Below are 12,876 nucleotides of genomic sequence, written 5' to 3' on the forward strand. Positions count from 1 at the left end.
GCGCGACTGCCGCGCTTGCGCCCCTCCTAACCTGTCTCTGGAGCATCTGCCCATGTTACGCATGAAAACCTTGACCTTTTCCCTGCTGGCTGGCCTGGCGTGCGCCGGCGTCCAGGCCGGCACCGACACGGGCGCGCTGGCTGTCGCCCGTTGCAGCCCCGCCTTGCTGGCCCAGGCGGAGCAGGGCGGCGCGCGCGTCGTACGCTACCGCAAGAACATCGATGAGCTCACTCCTGCCGAGCTTGATGCATTCAAGCATGCGGTGAGCGAGATGAAACGCAAGAGCCAGGAAAACGTGTATGATCGGCGCGGCTTTTTGTGGCAAGCCTGGGTGCACAACTGTCCTTCCGTCGATGTGTTCAATGAGCGCCAGGCGTCCTTGCCTGGCGAGGGCTTGAAGTGGCTGCTGAGCGACCCGTCGCGCAACAGCTGCGATGTCGCCTATTTCCTCGACCAGCCGCCGACGCAGGAAAATTCCCATCTGGAATTCCCGGGCGAGTGCGAACACCAGAAAAATACCTTCCTGCAATGGCACCGGGCGCAGCTGTATTTCTATGAGCAAGCCTTGCAGGCCGCCGACCCGAACGGCGAGCGGGGCCCGAGCACGCGCAATGTCGCGCTGCCGTACTGGAATTTCACCCGCAAGCCCAGCGGCGTGCGCTATCCGAAAGCCTTCGAGGACGTCGATTCGCCGCTGTATGACTCGACCCGCATCAAGGGTAGCCTCGACAGTTCCATGGCCACGGCCTCGCCGAACCTGCTGGGCTACCAGATCTATTACATGGACTGGAACGATTTCGGCGGCGACGAGTATGGCAGCGGCGGTGGTGGCAACCTGGAAACGCGCATCCACAATCACATGCACGCCTTTTACATGGGCGGCAACATGGGCGACAACATCACGGCAGGGCTGGACCCGCTGTTTTACGCCTTCCATAATTTTCTCGATTACAGCTTTGAAAAATGGCTGGACGAGCATGGCGACAGCGGCATCCGGGGCAGTGGCCGCAGCACCTTCCTGCGCAGCGAACAGGATGCCGGCCTGGCCAGGCCCGTCGGCTGGAATGCGGGCGATGGCGATCCCCAGCGCGGCGATTCGGGCAGCTATACGGCGAACATGGGGCAGGCCGGGATTTACTTCGACACCATCAGGCAAGGGTATGGCTTCCAGCCCACCTATGGCGGCGAGTTCGTGCGGAAAAAGGACTTGCAAGCGCTGATCGACCAGCGTCAGCAAGCCGGTTTCGCCTTTGGCGACAACCAGAAAAGCCTGTTCGCCGCCCTCTTGAGCGATGAGGCCAGCGATGGCACGGTGGCCCGGCCCGACATCGTCCTGAGCGGCAGCTATACGATTGCCAGGGCGCCGGTCGCCAGGGACAAGCGCGCCAACCTGCACCTGGAGCGCGCCCATGCCATGGAAGACTACAGTTTCCAGGCCGATGTGTATATGCACCCTGCGAACGTGGCCGTGCGGCTCGGCGACAAGCAGTTTCGCGACCGTTACCTGATCACCAGCACCAGTCATTGGGCCTTGTCCGGCACGCATGCGCACAAGGCTTACGCCATCGACGTCGATATCACCGGCATCGTCGACAGCCTGGTGCCCAAGAAGCGCGGCCAGACCTGGCGCATCACGACGGCCATTACCACCAATGACAAGGGGCGCGGCCTGATCCGGCAAAGCGATTTCTCCACACCGTCGGTCGCCATCGTCGATCGCCGGCAGCCTCCACAGCCCAGCTATGAAGGAGTGAAATGATGAGTGCGCCCACAAGCTTCAAGCGCGATGTGCAAGGCCTGTTTTCCAAATATGTCGCCGACATGAACAAGGTCAAGCTGAACAACCCCTCGTCCTCGGGCGTGCGCCTGCTGCGCCTGAACGAGTATGCGAGCGTCAAGGATTTTCACTACCAGATCCAGGTGGCCCTGCATGGCTACGACTATGACGGTGCGAGCGGCACGTGGCGGGTAAGCGCCGAGCACCGCCTGCCGCAACCGGACGGCAAGCCGGGCGAGTATGTGCGCTCCGCGCCCCATCCCATGCCGCCCGACGGGCCGATGCCGCAGGAAGGCATCGACATGTTCGACCAGTGGGTCCGGGACGGCATGCAGCCGTAAGTCCGGCAGCCTCGCGTGCCTGGCGGCACGGACATCTTCGATTACCAGGAGTTCAGCATGGCATACACCGCGTTAAGAATCCATCCGGCCATCGGCATCGCCCGTGTCGGCAACAGCGAAGAATATTATCTCGGCCCGGAAAGCATGGCGGGCATGGAGTTGCCCGGCAAGACCTGCACGGGAGGCTTGCCGATCCGCCCGGGCACGGAAGACACGACCATCCTCAGTACCGAACTGCGCGACGGCAGCGGGAAACTCAAGCGGCAGGCGGCCCGTTTCCGGATTTTTCAATATGCGTTCGATGACGCGGCGGGCACTGAAACGTACCCGCTCGGCAAGCAGGGTACGCCCGTCGAAGTGGCCATCGGCAGCATGGTCGATGGCAAGCGTGTCCGGGACATCGTGTGGACCGTGCACCTGGCCAACAAGAAGGCGAATAGCTGGCTGGGCGGCGACGGCATCGCGCCCTTTGAGCATGGCCGCGCGCCGGACCTGCGCAACCAGAACTTCATCGGCGACGAGCTGCAGCGCCGCACACTGCTGGTCATCGACGCGGGGCCGCGCACGGTACTGGCATCGCGCCAGGCGCTGGTGCAGTGTGACGCCGCCACCGAGCCGTCCTGCGTGGATGCCGACAGCGGCGCCGTATGCGCCTTGCCCGACTATCCCGTGTCGTTTCCGCGCGGCGGGCCGCCTGGCGCGGATGGCCATGGCCCTGGCGCCATCATCGCGTCGCTGGGCGCCATCACGACGGAAAACAATGGCCGCCTGCTGGTGCTGGGCGGCTATGGCAAGGCGTGCGGCTTCGACGCGCAAGGCCATTATTCGGCCAGTGCCAGCCTGGGCGACAATGTCAACAACGATCACTGGTTCGACGACGTGGCCGATGGTCCCGTCACGGCCAGCCTGGTCTTCGCCGACGGCAGCAGCCGCGCCGTCGAAGGCAGCGCCTGGGTGATCTCCAGCGACCCGTCGTATGCGCCGCAAACGGCCAGCGTGGTGTCGCTGTGGGACGACCTGTATTGCACCTGGCTGGAAAAGATGGCGCTGCGTCCCGCCATTTATGCGCAGGGCAGCTACCAGGCCGGCTACCAGTGCGATTTCAGCACCGATGTGCAGCCGATCCTGCGCGCCGCCGCGCTGCAGAAGTGGACCACCAGCCTGCCGCCGCGCGCGATCAAGGAGCATGACCGGCTGGGCAAGATGACGGCCGACGGCTTGAAGGGCTACCGCATCATGAACTTCATCCGCGATCCGGACCAGCCCGACCTGCCGGCGGCGACGCCGCAAATGCCCTTGTCGCTCGGTGACGCGGGCAGCGGCCTGCTGACGCTGACGCGCGCGCAGTATTTCTTCATGAAGCAGTGGGCGCACGAGCACTATGCGCCGGCCGGCAGCGATGCCGTGCCGGGTCCCGGCGAGGCGCTGGACCGCACGGTGCTGTTCAACTGCCTGGGCGGCCGTTACAGTCCCGGTATCGAAATGAGTTTTATCGTGCGCGACCCCGGGCTGTATCAGCAGGCATGGCAGCGCCACGACAGCGGCGGACCGTTCCGCATCAACCGTGAGCGCCTCGATTACCGCAAGGCGCACAAGAATGCGCCTTTTCTGACGGGCGGCTACACGCCGCTGCGCGGCGAGGCGGTGCAGCCGGGCGACCTGTCCAAGTTCATGGCCCTGCCGTGGCATACGGATTACAACTCGTGCGCCACGCATTTGCCGGAAGCGCCGCCCGAGCGCCAGCTGCTGAACAATCAGGACGCGATCGACGCGGCCACGGCAACCCCTGGCAATGGCATCAATACCTTGCTGTACTCGTCCTGGCCGGCGCAGCGGCCCGTGGCCGTCTACACCTACGACGACGTCGTTGCCAGCGGCACGGATTTGCCGACGCCGCGCTTTTCCGTGCGGGGCAAGGGCACGCGGGCCGATGACGTGCCGTCGACCACGCCCGCCGATGCACAAATCGACCGGCCGGCCATGCATGTGGGGCGCTATCAGGATCGCGCGCAGTTCCTGCTGAACTGGCAGCGTATCGGGGTGGTAGTGCAAAGCACGGCCATCGCGCAGGCGCAGGGCAACCAGAACATCTGCCACGATTACTACCTGGAAGTCGAGAGCCTGTTCGACAGCGATGAAAGCAATCTGGTCGAGTATTGGCGCAACACGGCCATCGACAAGGTGTACCGGCCGAAACCGAAACCGAAACGCTGATGCCGGCGGCCGCAGAGCATCCTGACGCGCCATCGCGGCAACGCTACCGGGTCGCCATCATCGGCGGCGGCCCGGCCGGCTGCGCCTGCGCGCTGGCGCTGGCCCGGCATGGCGTGCACGACGTGCTCGTCATCGAGGCGGGCGACTACACGCCGTTTCGCATCGGCGAGAGCATTCCGCCCGAAGCCAACCGCCTGTTCCAGGCGCTGGGCATCGCGCAGGAGTTCTTCGCCGAGGCGCACGCGCCTTGCCATGGCAGCTGTTCCTGGTGGGGCAGCGACAAGCGCGGCTACAACGACGCGCTGATGCATCCGCTGGGCCACGGCTGGCATCTGGAGCGTTCCCGCTTCAATCGCTTCCTGGCGCGCCAGGCGCGCTTGCGCGGGACGGAAGTGCTGGAGCGCGCCAGCCTGGCCGCGTCGGCCCCGGCGCAAGGCGGCGGCTTTGCCCTGGAATTGAGGCTGGGCGATCCTGCGCATCCGCACCCGGTCCGCATTCATGCCGATCTGGTGGTCGACGCCAGCGGCACGCGCGCCGTCTTCGCGCGCCAGCGCGGCAGCCGCAAGGTCGAAACGCTGCCGCTGGTATGCCTGGCCATGCGCTTCGCCGCGCCAGAGGGCACCCGCTCCGGCCTGACGCACCTGGAAGCGGTCGAACATGGCTGGTGGTATGGCGCCCATCTGCCCGACGCCACCTTGCTGCTGGCGTTCTACAGCGATGCTGCCACCGTCAAGGCGCGGCGCTTGCAGCAGTCGGACCACTGGCTGGCATGGCTGGCGGCCGCGCCCAATACGGCCACGCTGGCCCGCGGCGCGGTGCCGCTGGCCGGCGGCGTGCAGAGTTTCCCCGCGCCGTCCTACTGCCTCGACCATCTGCATGGCGACGGCTGGCTGGCCATCGGCGACGCCGCTTCGGCCTTCGATCCCGTCACCTCGCAAGGCATCGTCAAGGCGCTCGCCAATGGCATGGCGGCCGCTGGCGCCATCGCCGGCCATGCGACCCTGGGCGCGGTGGCGCACACGGTGGCGCTGCGCCATGCGCAGTACCTGGCGCAGCGCCAGCAGTATTACGGCTGGGAGCAGCGCTGGCCCGCTGCGCCGTTCTGGCGCCAGTTGCACGCAGGCGCGCAGGTGCCGGCGTCAACGCCGCCGCGAATATCTTGAGTGGTTTGACGCAGGGCAGCTGGCGCGTTGAATACGCTGGACATCTATCGTGGCCCCGACGGCTTGCGGCATGTGCGCGCAGTGCAGGATGACGTCTGGCGGCGCCTGCTGTCTTGCCCGCCGACTGCGTGACGCTGGCGGCCACCGCATACCCCTGCTGCGCGCATGTGCATGCGCAAATAATAATGATTCTCATTTATAATGCGAGCAATGGGGGTAGCATGGGCTGGCGCCAGGGCGCCACGGGTGGTGAAGGAGGGCATGATGGGTAGTAGGCATGGCAACGAGGACGCGATCGCGCATGAGCATCGCGTGCTGATGGGCGAATATGGGCGGGCGCAGGCGCGTTGCAGTGCGCAGCTGGCCGCGCAGGCGGCGCGCATCGCGCAGCTGGAGTCGGAATTGATGCGCGCGCGGGCGCAGGTCGTGCTCCGCGATACGCAGCTGGCGCTGGCGCGCGACGACCTGGCCGATCTGGCGGCCAGCGTGCCGGGCTTGCCGACGCGCGCCCGGCTGGCGCGCAAGGTCGAGTGGCTCGGCGAGCGCGTGCAGGACTTGATGCGCGAGTTGCTGCGCCTGCAGTGGCTGCCCGCGCCAGGCTTGCAGGCCGACGTGCGTGAAAAAGCCGTGCTGTATGTGGGCAGCTATCTGACCCAGGATGCGGGTCAGGCGGCGGACGGCGCGCTGATGGCGCAGCAGGCCGTCGAGCAGGCTGGCGGGCGCTTCCTGCACCACGCGGGTGGCGACGACGGCGCCGACGACGTGGCGGCGCTGGAAGCGGGTCTGGTGGCGGCCGACCTGGTGATTTGCCAGACGGGATGCGTCAGCCACGATGCCTACTGGCGCGTGCATGACCACTGCAGGCGCACGGGCAAGCAGTGCGTGCTGGTGGACCAGCCGCAAGCCATGCATTTTGTGCGCAAGGAAGCGCTGGGCGCTTCTTGACGCCGGATTAACGCACGCTTAATCCGCTTGGGGCACAATGGCCGTCCCTTCGACGTGATAGAGAGCGCCCATGCTGTCCCTGCAAATCGGCCCCCTGGCTTTGCCCACGGGCCTGGTCCTGCTGTTCCTTTCCCTGTGCGTCGCCTACGGCGTGGCATGGTGGCTGCGGCGCTACCGCCAACTGCCCGACGCCGGCCCCCTCGTTTCCGACCTGCTGATCGCCGGCCTGCTGGCGGCGCGCGTGGCGTTCGTCTTGCGCTGGCATGAACAGTATCTGGCGGCGCCCTGGTCCATTTTGAATATCCGCGACGGAGGGTTTTTGGCGCCGGCCGGCATCGCCGCCGCGCTGGCCATCGCCGCGTGGCGCTGCCGGCGTCCCGCCATGGCGGCCATGCGCCGGCCCCTGGCCATCAGCGTCGCGTCGGGCGCGCTGGCCTGGGGTGTGTTGAGCGCAGGGATGGGGCTGGCGTATGACAAGCCGGCGGCCTTGCCGGCCGTGGCCCTGCAGGCGCTAGCCGGCGCGCCAACGACCCTGGCGGCGCTGGCCGGCGGCAAGCCGATGGTGGTCAACCTGTGGGCCAGCTGGTGCCCGCCATGCCGGCGCGAAATGCCCGTGCTGGCCGCCGCGCAGCAGGCGCGCGCTGATATCGTCTTCGTGTATGCGAACCAGCGCGAGGATGCGGCGGCGGCCAGCGCTTTCCTGGACAGCAGCGGCGTCACCCTGCGCAATGTGGTGCTCGACAGCGCGGCGGCGCTGGGCAAGGCGGCCGGTTCCTCGGCTCTGCCCACCACGCTGTTCTTCGACGCGCAGGGGAGATTGATCGACACCCACCTGGGTGAATTGTCCGATGCCTCGCTGGCCAGCAAGCTGCAAAAGATCGCGCCGCCCGGCTCTCTCTGATAGCATACCCCCCTATAGTATTTATCGAGGTGGAAGCATGGGACACACGGCGCACAACAAGACCAGGCTGCTCAATCGCGTGAAGCGCATCCGCGGCCAGGTGGAAGGCCTGGAGCGGGGACTGGAAGAGGGCCGCGACTGCGGCGAAGTGCTGCAGCTGATCGCCGCCGTGCGCGGCGCCGTCAATGGCCTGATGGCCGAAGTGATCGAAGAACACTTGCGCGAGCACGTGGCCAGTCCCGACATTTCGGCCGAGGAGCGGGCCAGGGGCGCCGACGACATCGCGGGCATCCTGCGCACCTATCTGAAATAAGGAGATCGTCATGCACATGCAAACCCGCGATGAAGACCTCTCCGCCTGGCAGCACGAACACGTCTTTGGCGGCTCCAGCGACAAGGCGGAACGCCGCGCGCGCATCGTCATGTGGATCACCCTGGCCACCATGGTGCTGGAAATCGTCGCCGGCTGGTGGTACAACTCCATGGCCCTGCTGGCCGACGGCTGGCATATGAGTTCGCACGCGCTGGCCATCGGCCTGGCCGCGTTTGCGTATGCGGCCGCGCGCCGCTATGCGCGCGACCCCCGCTTCGCCTTCGGCACGTGGAAGATCGAAGTGCTGGCCGGCTACACCAGCGCCATCCTGCTGCTGGGCGTGGCCGTGCTGATGGTGGTGGCCTCGCTCGAGCGCCTGTTCTCGCCGCAGCCCATCCACTATCCGCAGGCGATGGCGGTGGCAGCCTTCGGCTTGGCTGTCAACCTGGTGTGCGCGCTGATCCTCGGCGGCCACCACGACCATGATCACCACCATGGCCACGAGCATCACGACCATCATGCTCACCACGGCCATGGCGAAGACCTGAACATGAAGGCCGCGTACCTGCACGTGCTGGCCGACGCCGCCACGTCCGTGCTGGCCATCGTTGCGCTGGGCGGCGCGTGGGCTTATGGCTGGCGCTGGCTCGACCCCGTGATGGGCATCGTCGGCGCCGTGCTGGTGGCGCTGTGGGCGAAAAAGCTGATGCACGAGACGGGCAAGGTCTTGCTGGACCGCGAGATGGACCACCCCGTGGTGGATGAAATCCGCGAAGCCGTGGAGGTGGAAAGCGCCGGCGACACGCCGCGCATCGTCGACCTGCACGTGTGGCGAGTCGGCAAGCAGCTGTATTCGTGCGCCTTGTCCGTGGTCAGCCGCGACCCCGCGCTGACAGGCGCCGAGCTGCGCGCGCGCATCGGCATCCACGAGGAGATTGTCCACAGCACCATCGAGATTGTGCGCCGCCCTTGATAATGATGGTGAAAAAAGCAAGCTGATGCGGGGCGTAGGCAGTATAATGTCGGCTTTTACAGCACGCGCTGTTCACCAGACAGAGAAAAAAATGAGCACATTACCACCATGCCCGCAATGCAAATCCGAATTCACGTATGAAGACGGCAGCCAGTTGATCTGCCCTGAATGCGCGCATGAATGGTCGGCCACGGCTGGCGAAGCGGCGGAAGAGGGCGCCAAGGTGTACCGCGATTCGGCCGGCAATATCCTGCAGGACGGCGACACGGTCAGCGTCATCAAGGACTTGAAATTGAAGGGCGGCGGCGGTGTCGTCAAGATGGGCACCAAGGTCAAGAACATCCGCCTGGTCGACAGCGACCATGATATCGACTGCAAGATCGACGGTTTCGGTTCCATGAGCCTCAAAACCGAGTTCGTCAAGAAGGTGTAACGCTTTTACCTGTAACACGGCGCGCTGGCTTTATTCCAGCGCGCCGTTTTTTTATTCAGAATCCATGCAAATCGATCATCTCCGCCAGCGCCTGCGCGCCTTGGGTGCCAAGCCCCTGCACGAACAGCGCGTGCTGCGCGACTGGATCCAGGGGCAGCCGCACGACCAAGGCCGGCGCCGCGCCGAGGATTTCTTGCCGCTGCCCGTGCGCGCGGCCTTGCCCGCGCTGGACCTCGAATTGCAGGGCATGCTGAAACTGCTCAGCACCCATCCGGGCGCGGACGGTTCCGCGCGCCTGCTGGTGGGACTGCATGACGGCCAGACGGTGGAAAGCGTGCTGCTGCCGCGCGACGGCCTGTGCGTGTCGAGCCAGGTCGGTTGCGCCGTCGGCTGCCAGTTCTGCATGACGGGCCGCGACGGCTTGATCCGGCAAGTGACCAGCGGCGAGATCGTGGCGCAGGTGGTACTGGCGCGCACCATGCGCCCCGTGAAAAAAGTCGTCTTCATGGGCATGGGCGAACCGGCGCATAACCTGAACAATGTGATGGAAGCGATCGAGCTGCTGGGCACCGAGGGCAATATCGGCCACAAGAACCTGGTGTTTTCCACGGTGGGTGACCCGCGCGCGTTCGAGCGCCTGCCGCAAGGAAGGGTCAAGCCGGCGCTGGCGCTGTCCCTGCACACGACCAAGCCGGCGCTGCGCGAACAGCTGCTGCCGCGCGCGCCCAGGCTCTCTCCGCGCGAGCTGGTGGCGTTCGGCGAGTCGTATGCGCGCCTGACCGGCTACCCGGTGCAGTACCAATGGACCCTGATGGAAGGCGTCAACGATGGCGAGGACGAGATGGATGGCATCGTGGCGCTCTTGCAGGGCAAGTACGCGGTGCTGAACATGATCCCGTATAACACCATCGACGACTTGCCGTTCAAGCGTCCCAGCTGGGAAAAGGCGCGCGCCATCGCCGCCGCCCTGCACGCGCGCGGCGTGCTGACTAAATTGCGCGATTCGGCCGGGCAGGACGTGGAGGGCGGCTGCGGGCAGTTGCGCGCGCGTGAGGCCAAGGGCAGGAAAGTGATCGAGATACACGCAGCGTAAAACCGGGGTCAGCGGCGTAGGTCGGATTAGCGGGAACCGCGTAATCCGACATTGCGAGGCCAACAATGGTGTCGGATTACGCTCCGCTAATCCGACCTACCCGGCTACCCGGCTCACACCCCACCGAGCAAATCGTTTTCATTCAATATCGCAAACGCGATCTCGGGATGCGCGGCCAGGCAGCGCCGCACGGCGGCCGGGATGGCGGCGCGCGTCTTGCGGCACAGGCCCGGTTGTTCCAGCAGGCGGATCTGGAAGCCGCGCACGGTGCGCACTTCGCCGCCGCCCGGTGCGATCTGCAATTGCACGCCCAGGTTGCTCTTCAGCAGCAGTTGCAGCTTTTGCAGCTGTGCATAGGTGGCGATGCCCTCGATGTGCGCCAGCAAACGCTTTTCTTCCGTCAGGTTCAGGCGCAGGATGGACAGGTCCGCCTGCGGATCGTCGAGCAGGCGCTCGCGTTCGCAGTCGCACAGCTGCGGCGGACACTCCTTGCGGACTTCAAAATCGACGATGCGCATGCTGGTGTTCCAGTGACATTCCAATGGCGATGCCGGATGAATCCAGTATCGTCCGCCGCCTGGCGCCTGTCAATCAGCGCGGACTGACGATCAGGCGCCAGCGGATGGCACCTTGCTCGCTGCTGTGCTGGTGGTGGTTTTGCGGCGGCATGATGTGGCCTTCCGTCGACACGATCTCGTGCGCGCAGCCGTCGCAGCGGTAGATGCCCGAATACGGTACGGCTTCGCCGGGCGAGGTCAGTTCATCGAAACGCGGGTGCATCGAGCGGGCCACGTAGCTGGGGTTTTTGTAGTCGGCCATGGAATCGTCGGTAAGTGAGAAATGTCCCCATTCTGGCACACAATCGTGCGCGGCCTTGACCGCGTGTCTTGGCGCGCGCGCGGCCCTGTGTTGTAATGTTGATCATTTCATTTGAACACGCAAGGCCATGAGAACCCGCATCAAGATCTGCTGCATCGCTTCCATCGACGAAGCGCAACTGGCCATTGCCGCCGGCGCCGACGCGCTGGGCCTGGTGGCCGCCATGCCGTCCGGCCCCGGTCCGATTCCCGACGCGTGCATCGCGCAGATCGCCGCCTGGACGCCGCCACCCGTGGCCACGTTTCTGCTGACGTCCGAGACGACGGCGCAAGCCATCGCCGAACACGTGCGCGCCACGCAGCCGTCCACCGTGCAGATTGTCGGGCATATCGACCCGCGTGAAGTCGAGGAACTGGCGCGCCTGCTGCCGCATGTGCGGCGCGTGCAGGTGATCCATGTGGAAGGGCCCGAGGCTTTGGCGCTGATTCCCGCCTACGCGCCCCATGTGCATGCCTTTTTGCTTGACTCCGGCCGCCCTGGCGCGCCGGTCCCGGAACTGGGCGGCACGGGCCGCACGCATGACTGGTCCGTCAGTGCGCGCTTCGTGCGCGCCAGTCCCCGCCCCGTCTTCCTCGCTGGCGGCCTCGATGCCAACAATGTGACGGAGGCGCTGCGCCAGGTGCGGCCCTACGGCATCGACCTGTGCTCGCGCGTGCGCACCGATGGCAAGCTCGATGTCATGAAGCTGGCCCTGCTGATGGCGGCCGTGCGCGACGTGGATGCGGCGCTGTATGCGGAAGGTTAATCCGTCGTTGCCAATGCGTTCATCTCGCGCACGAACGCTTCTGTAAACGCGGCCACCATGCCGCCCGCCGCGCGCGGCGAGATCAGGCCCACGACGCAATGCGACTCCTCGTCCGGCAGCGCAATGAAACGCACGCCGGGCGGCGCCACCAGGCGCATGCTGTCGGGGACGATGGCGATGCCCATGTTGGCCTCGATCAGGTTCAGCTGCGAGGTCTTGCGCGACAGGGCGCGCGCCGCCTTCGGAAAGAAGCCCTGCGCCAGGCACAGGCCCGCCACCAGGTAACTGAGGCCGCCCCGGTCCTTGTGCGGAATCGAGACGAACGCTTCGTCGCGCAGGGCGGCTATCGTCGTGCGCTGCAGCGCGGCCAGCGGCGAGGCCGACGACACGGCCACCACCAGCTTTTCCGCAAACAGTTCGCGCACGACGATATTGGCATGCTTGCGCAGGGTGGGCAGGCGCACCAGGCCCAGGTCGGCGCGGCCTTCCTCGATGTCCGCCGCCTGGTTTTCCGACGAGCCTTTCGACACGTCCAGCGTAACACCGGGAAACTGCGCCAGCAGGCGGTTCAGCACGGCGCCGATGGCGGGCGTGAGGGTGACGGAGCTCGAATGCAGCAGGCGGATGATGCCTTGCGCGCCTTGTCCCACGTGGCGCGTCTGGCGCACGGTTTCATCGATGTCGTCGAGGATGCGCCTGGCCCGTTCATAAAAGACCTGTCCGGCAGGCGTCAGTTCGATATGGCGCGCGTCGCGCGTCAGCAGCAAGGCCTGTACTTCGGTTTCCAGCTCCTTGATCTGCCGGCTCAGGGCTGACTGCGCGATATACAGCTTTTCCGCCGCGCGCGAGTAGCTGCCCGCATCGACGACTTCGACAAAATAGCGGAACTGTCTGATGGAAATCAATCGTATGCCTTTTCGAGATCGGAGAGTACCTGATTTGATATTGGCCTTGCCCCGGCGTTCAGGCTACAGTGGATTGCTCTGCTGTCACTGCAAAGGAAAGACCATGCTGGAATTGATCGGGGTGCTGGGCCTGCTCGTCAGTATTATCGCAAAACTGATTTTCGTCCAGATCGGCGCGGCGGGAAATGACAAGG

14 protein-coding genes are annotated in these 12,876 nt (G+C 65.6%); 11 read left to right on the forward strand and 3 right to left on the reverse strand.

Going from position 1 to position 12,876, the window contains the following annotated elements:
• The first annotated feature begins 52 nt into the window (after nt 1–52).
• From ACP7DW_RS19475 to ACP7DW_RS19520, 10 genes are all read left to right on the forward strand, one after another.
• Complete coding sequence (locus ACP7DW_RS19475; RefSeq protein WP_426056234.1) at nt 53–1,759, forward strand: tyrosinase family protein; 1,707 nt, start codon at nt 53–55, stop codon at nt 1,757–1,759.
• A complete protein-coding gene (locus ACP7DW_RS19480) occupies nt 1,759–2,118 on the forward strand; it encodes a hypothetical protein (RefSeq protein WP_426056235.1) in 360 nt (119 codons plus the stop codon). The genes ACP7DW_RS19475 and ACP7DW_RS19480 overlap by 1 nt, the downstream gene beginning before the upstream one ends.
• A gap of 57 nt (nt 2,119–2,175) precedes the next feature.
• Nucleotides 2,176–4,332: a LodA/GoxA family CTQ-dependent oxidase gene (locus ACP7DW_RS19485; protein WP_426056236.1), complete on the forward strand. Its 2,157-nt coding sequence runs from the start codon at nt 2,176–2,178 to the stop codon at nt 4,330–4,332.
• Nucleotides 4,332–5,495 (forward strand): FAD-dependent oxidoreductase, encoded by a 1,164-nt coding sequence (locus tag ACP7DW_RS19490; RefSeq protein ID WP_426056237.1) that lies wholly within the window; start codon nt 4,332–4,334, stop codon nt 5,493–5,495. The genes ACP7DW_RS19485 and ACP7DW_RS19490 overlap by 1 nt, the downstream gene beginning before the upstream one ends.
• A 405-nt stretch (nt 5,496–5,900) precedes the next feature.
• The gene (locus tag ACP7DW_RS19495) at nt 5,901–6,440 is read left to right on the forward strand and encodes a DUF2325 domain-containing protein (RefSeq protein ID WP_426056394.1); all 540 of its coding nucleotides are present in this window, start codon (nt 5,901–5,903) and stop codon (nt 6,438–6,440) included.
• Between the two features lie 70 nt (nt 6,441–6,510).
• Nucleotides 6,511–7,341, forward strand: coding sequence for a redoxin family protein (locus ACP7DW_RS19500; RefSeq protein WP_426056238.1), 831 nt, complete (start codon nt 6,511–6,513; stop codon nt 7,339–7,341).
• Nucleotides 7,342–7,378: 37 nt separating this feature from the next.
• Nucleotides 7,379–7,654 (forward strand): metal/formaldehyde-sensitive transcriptional repressor, encoded by a 276-nt coding sequence (locus tag ACP7DW_RS19505; RefSeq protein WP_071078126.1) that lies wholly within the window; start codon nt 7,379–7,381, stop codon nt 7,652–7,654.
• Between the two features lie 10 nt (nt 7,655–7,664).
• A complete protein-coding gene (dmeF, locus tag ACP7DW_RS19510) occupies nt 7,665–8,627 on the forward strand; it encodes a CDF family Co(II)/Ni(II) efflux transporter DmeF (RefSeq protein WP_426056239.1) in 963 nt (320 codons plus the stop codon).
• Between the two features lie 91 nt (nt 8,628–8,718).
• The gene (locus tag ACP7DW_RS19515; protein ID WP_096234803.1) at nt 8,719–9,060 is read left to right on the forward strand and encodes a zinc ribbon domain-containing protein YjdM; all 342 of its coding nucleotides are present in this window, start codon (nt 8,719–8,721) and stop codon (nt 9,058–9,060) included.
• 64 nt (nt 9,061–9,124) lie between these two features.
• Nucleotides 9,125–10,153: an RNA methyltransferase gene (locus ACP7DW_RS19520; protein ID WP_426056240.1), complete on the forward strand. Its 1,029-nt coding sequence runs from the start codon at nt 9,125–9,127 to the stop codon at nt 10,151–10,153.
• A gap of 113 nt (nt 10,154–10,266) precedes the next feature.
• Here the strand turns inward: ACP7DW_RS19520 and ACP7DW_RS19525 are convergent, their stop codons facing one another.
• Both ACP7DW_RS19525 and ACP7DW_RS19530 read right to left on the reverse strand, forming a co-directional pair.
• Nucleotides 10,267–10,671 (reverse strand): hypothetical protein, encoded by a 405-nt coding sequence (locus tag ACP7DW_RS19525; protein WP_298407835.1) that lies wholly within the window; start codon nt 10,669–10,671, stop codon nt 10,267–10,269.
• Nucleotides 10,672–10,744: 73 nt separating this feature from the next.
• The gene (locus tag ACP7DW_RS19530; RefSeq protein WP_071078121.1) at nt 10,745–10,972 is read right to left on the reverse strand and encodes a hypothetical protein; all 228 of its coding nucleotides are present in this window, start codon (nt 10,970–10,972) and stop codon (nt 10,745–10,747) included.
• A gap of 127 nt (nt 10,973–11,099) precedes the next feature.
• Between ACP7DW_RS19530 and ACP7DW_RS19535 the strand changes: the two genes are divergently transcribed.
• Complete coding sequence (locus tag ACP7DW_RS19535) at nt 11,100–11,777, forward strand: phosphoribosylanthranilate isomerase (RefSeq protein ID WP_289949147.1); 678 nt, start codon at nt 11,100–11,102, stop codon at nt 11,775–11,777.
• Here the strand turns inward: ACP7DW_RS19535 and ACP7DW_RS19540 are convergent.
• Entirely contained in the window at nt 11,774–12,682 is a 909-nt protein-coding gene (locus tag ACP7DW_RS19540) for a LysR family transcriptional regulator (RefSeq protein ID WP_426056241.1), read from the reverse strand. The two genes, ACP7DW_RS19535 and ACP7DW_RS19540, sit on opposite strands and share 4 nt — an antisense overlap.
• Nucleotides 12,683–12,876: the final 194 nt, after the last annotated feature.

Origin of the sequence: Janthinobacterium sp. PSRC1-1 (assembly GCF_049897525.1) — a bacterium.
Lineage (GTDB): Bacteria > Pseudomonadota > Gammaproteobacteria > Burkholderiales > Burkholderiaceae_D > Janthinobacterium > Janthinobacterium tructae.

Bases quoted from the DNA above. Each gene is read 5' to 3' on its own strand.
- ACP7DW_RS19475 (WP_426056234.1), top strand. From the start codon at position 53: ATGTTACGCATGAAAACCTTGACCTTTTCCCTGCTGGCTGGCCTGGCG.
- dmeF (WP_426056239.1), top strand. From the start codon at position 7,665: ATGCACATGCAAACCCGCGATGAAGACCTCTCCGCCTGGCAGCACGAA.
- ACP7DW_RS19535 (WP_289949147.1), top strand. From the start codon at position 11,100: ATGAGAACCCGCATCAAGATCTGCTGCATCGCTTCCATCGACGAAGCG.
- ACP7DW_RS19525 (WP_298407835.1), bottom strand. From the start codon at position 10,671: ATGCGCATCGTCGATTTTGAAGTCCGCAAGGAGTGTCCGCCGCAGCTG.
- ACP7DW_RS19500 (WP_426056238.1), top strand. From the start codon at position 6,511: ATGCTGTCCCTGCAAATCGGCCCCCTGGCTTTGCCCACGGGCCTGGTC.
- ACP7DW_RS19490 (WP_426056237.1), top strand. From the start codon at position 4,332: ATGCCGGCGGCCGCAGAGCATCCTGACGCGCCATCGCGGCAACGCTAC.
- ACP7DW_RS19520 (WP_426056240.1), top strand. From the start codon at position 9,125: ATGCAAATCGATCATCTCCGCCAGCGCCTGCGCGCCTTGGGTGCCAAG.
- ACP7DW_RS19495 (WP_426056394.1), top strand. From the start codon at position 5,901: ATGCGCGCGCGGGCGCAGGTCGTGCTCCGCGATACGCAGCTGGCGCTG.
- ACP7DW_RS19485 (WP_426056236.1), top strand. From the start codon at position 2,176: ATGGCATACACCGCGTTAAGAATCCATCCGGCCATCGGCATCGCCCGT.
- ACP7DW_RS19505 (WP_071078126.1), top strand. From the start codon at position 7,379: ATGGGACACACGGCGCACAACAAGACCAGGCTGCTCAATCGCGTGAAG.
- ACP7DW_RS19515 (WP_096234803.1), top strand. From the start codon at position 8,719: ATGAGCACATTACCACCATGCCCGCAATGCAAATCCGAATTCACGTAT.
- ACP7DW_RS19530 (WP_071078121.1), bottom strand. From the start codon at position 10,972: ATGGCCGACTACAAAAACCCCAGCTACGTGGCCCGCTCGATGCACCCG.
- ACP7DW_RS19480 (WP_426056235.1), top strand. From the start codon at position 1,759: ATGAGTGCGCCCACAAGCTTCAAGCGCGATGTGCAAGGCCTGTTTTCC.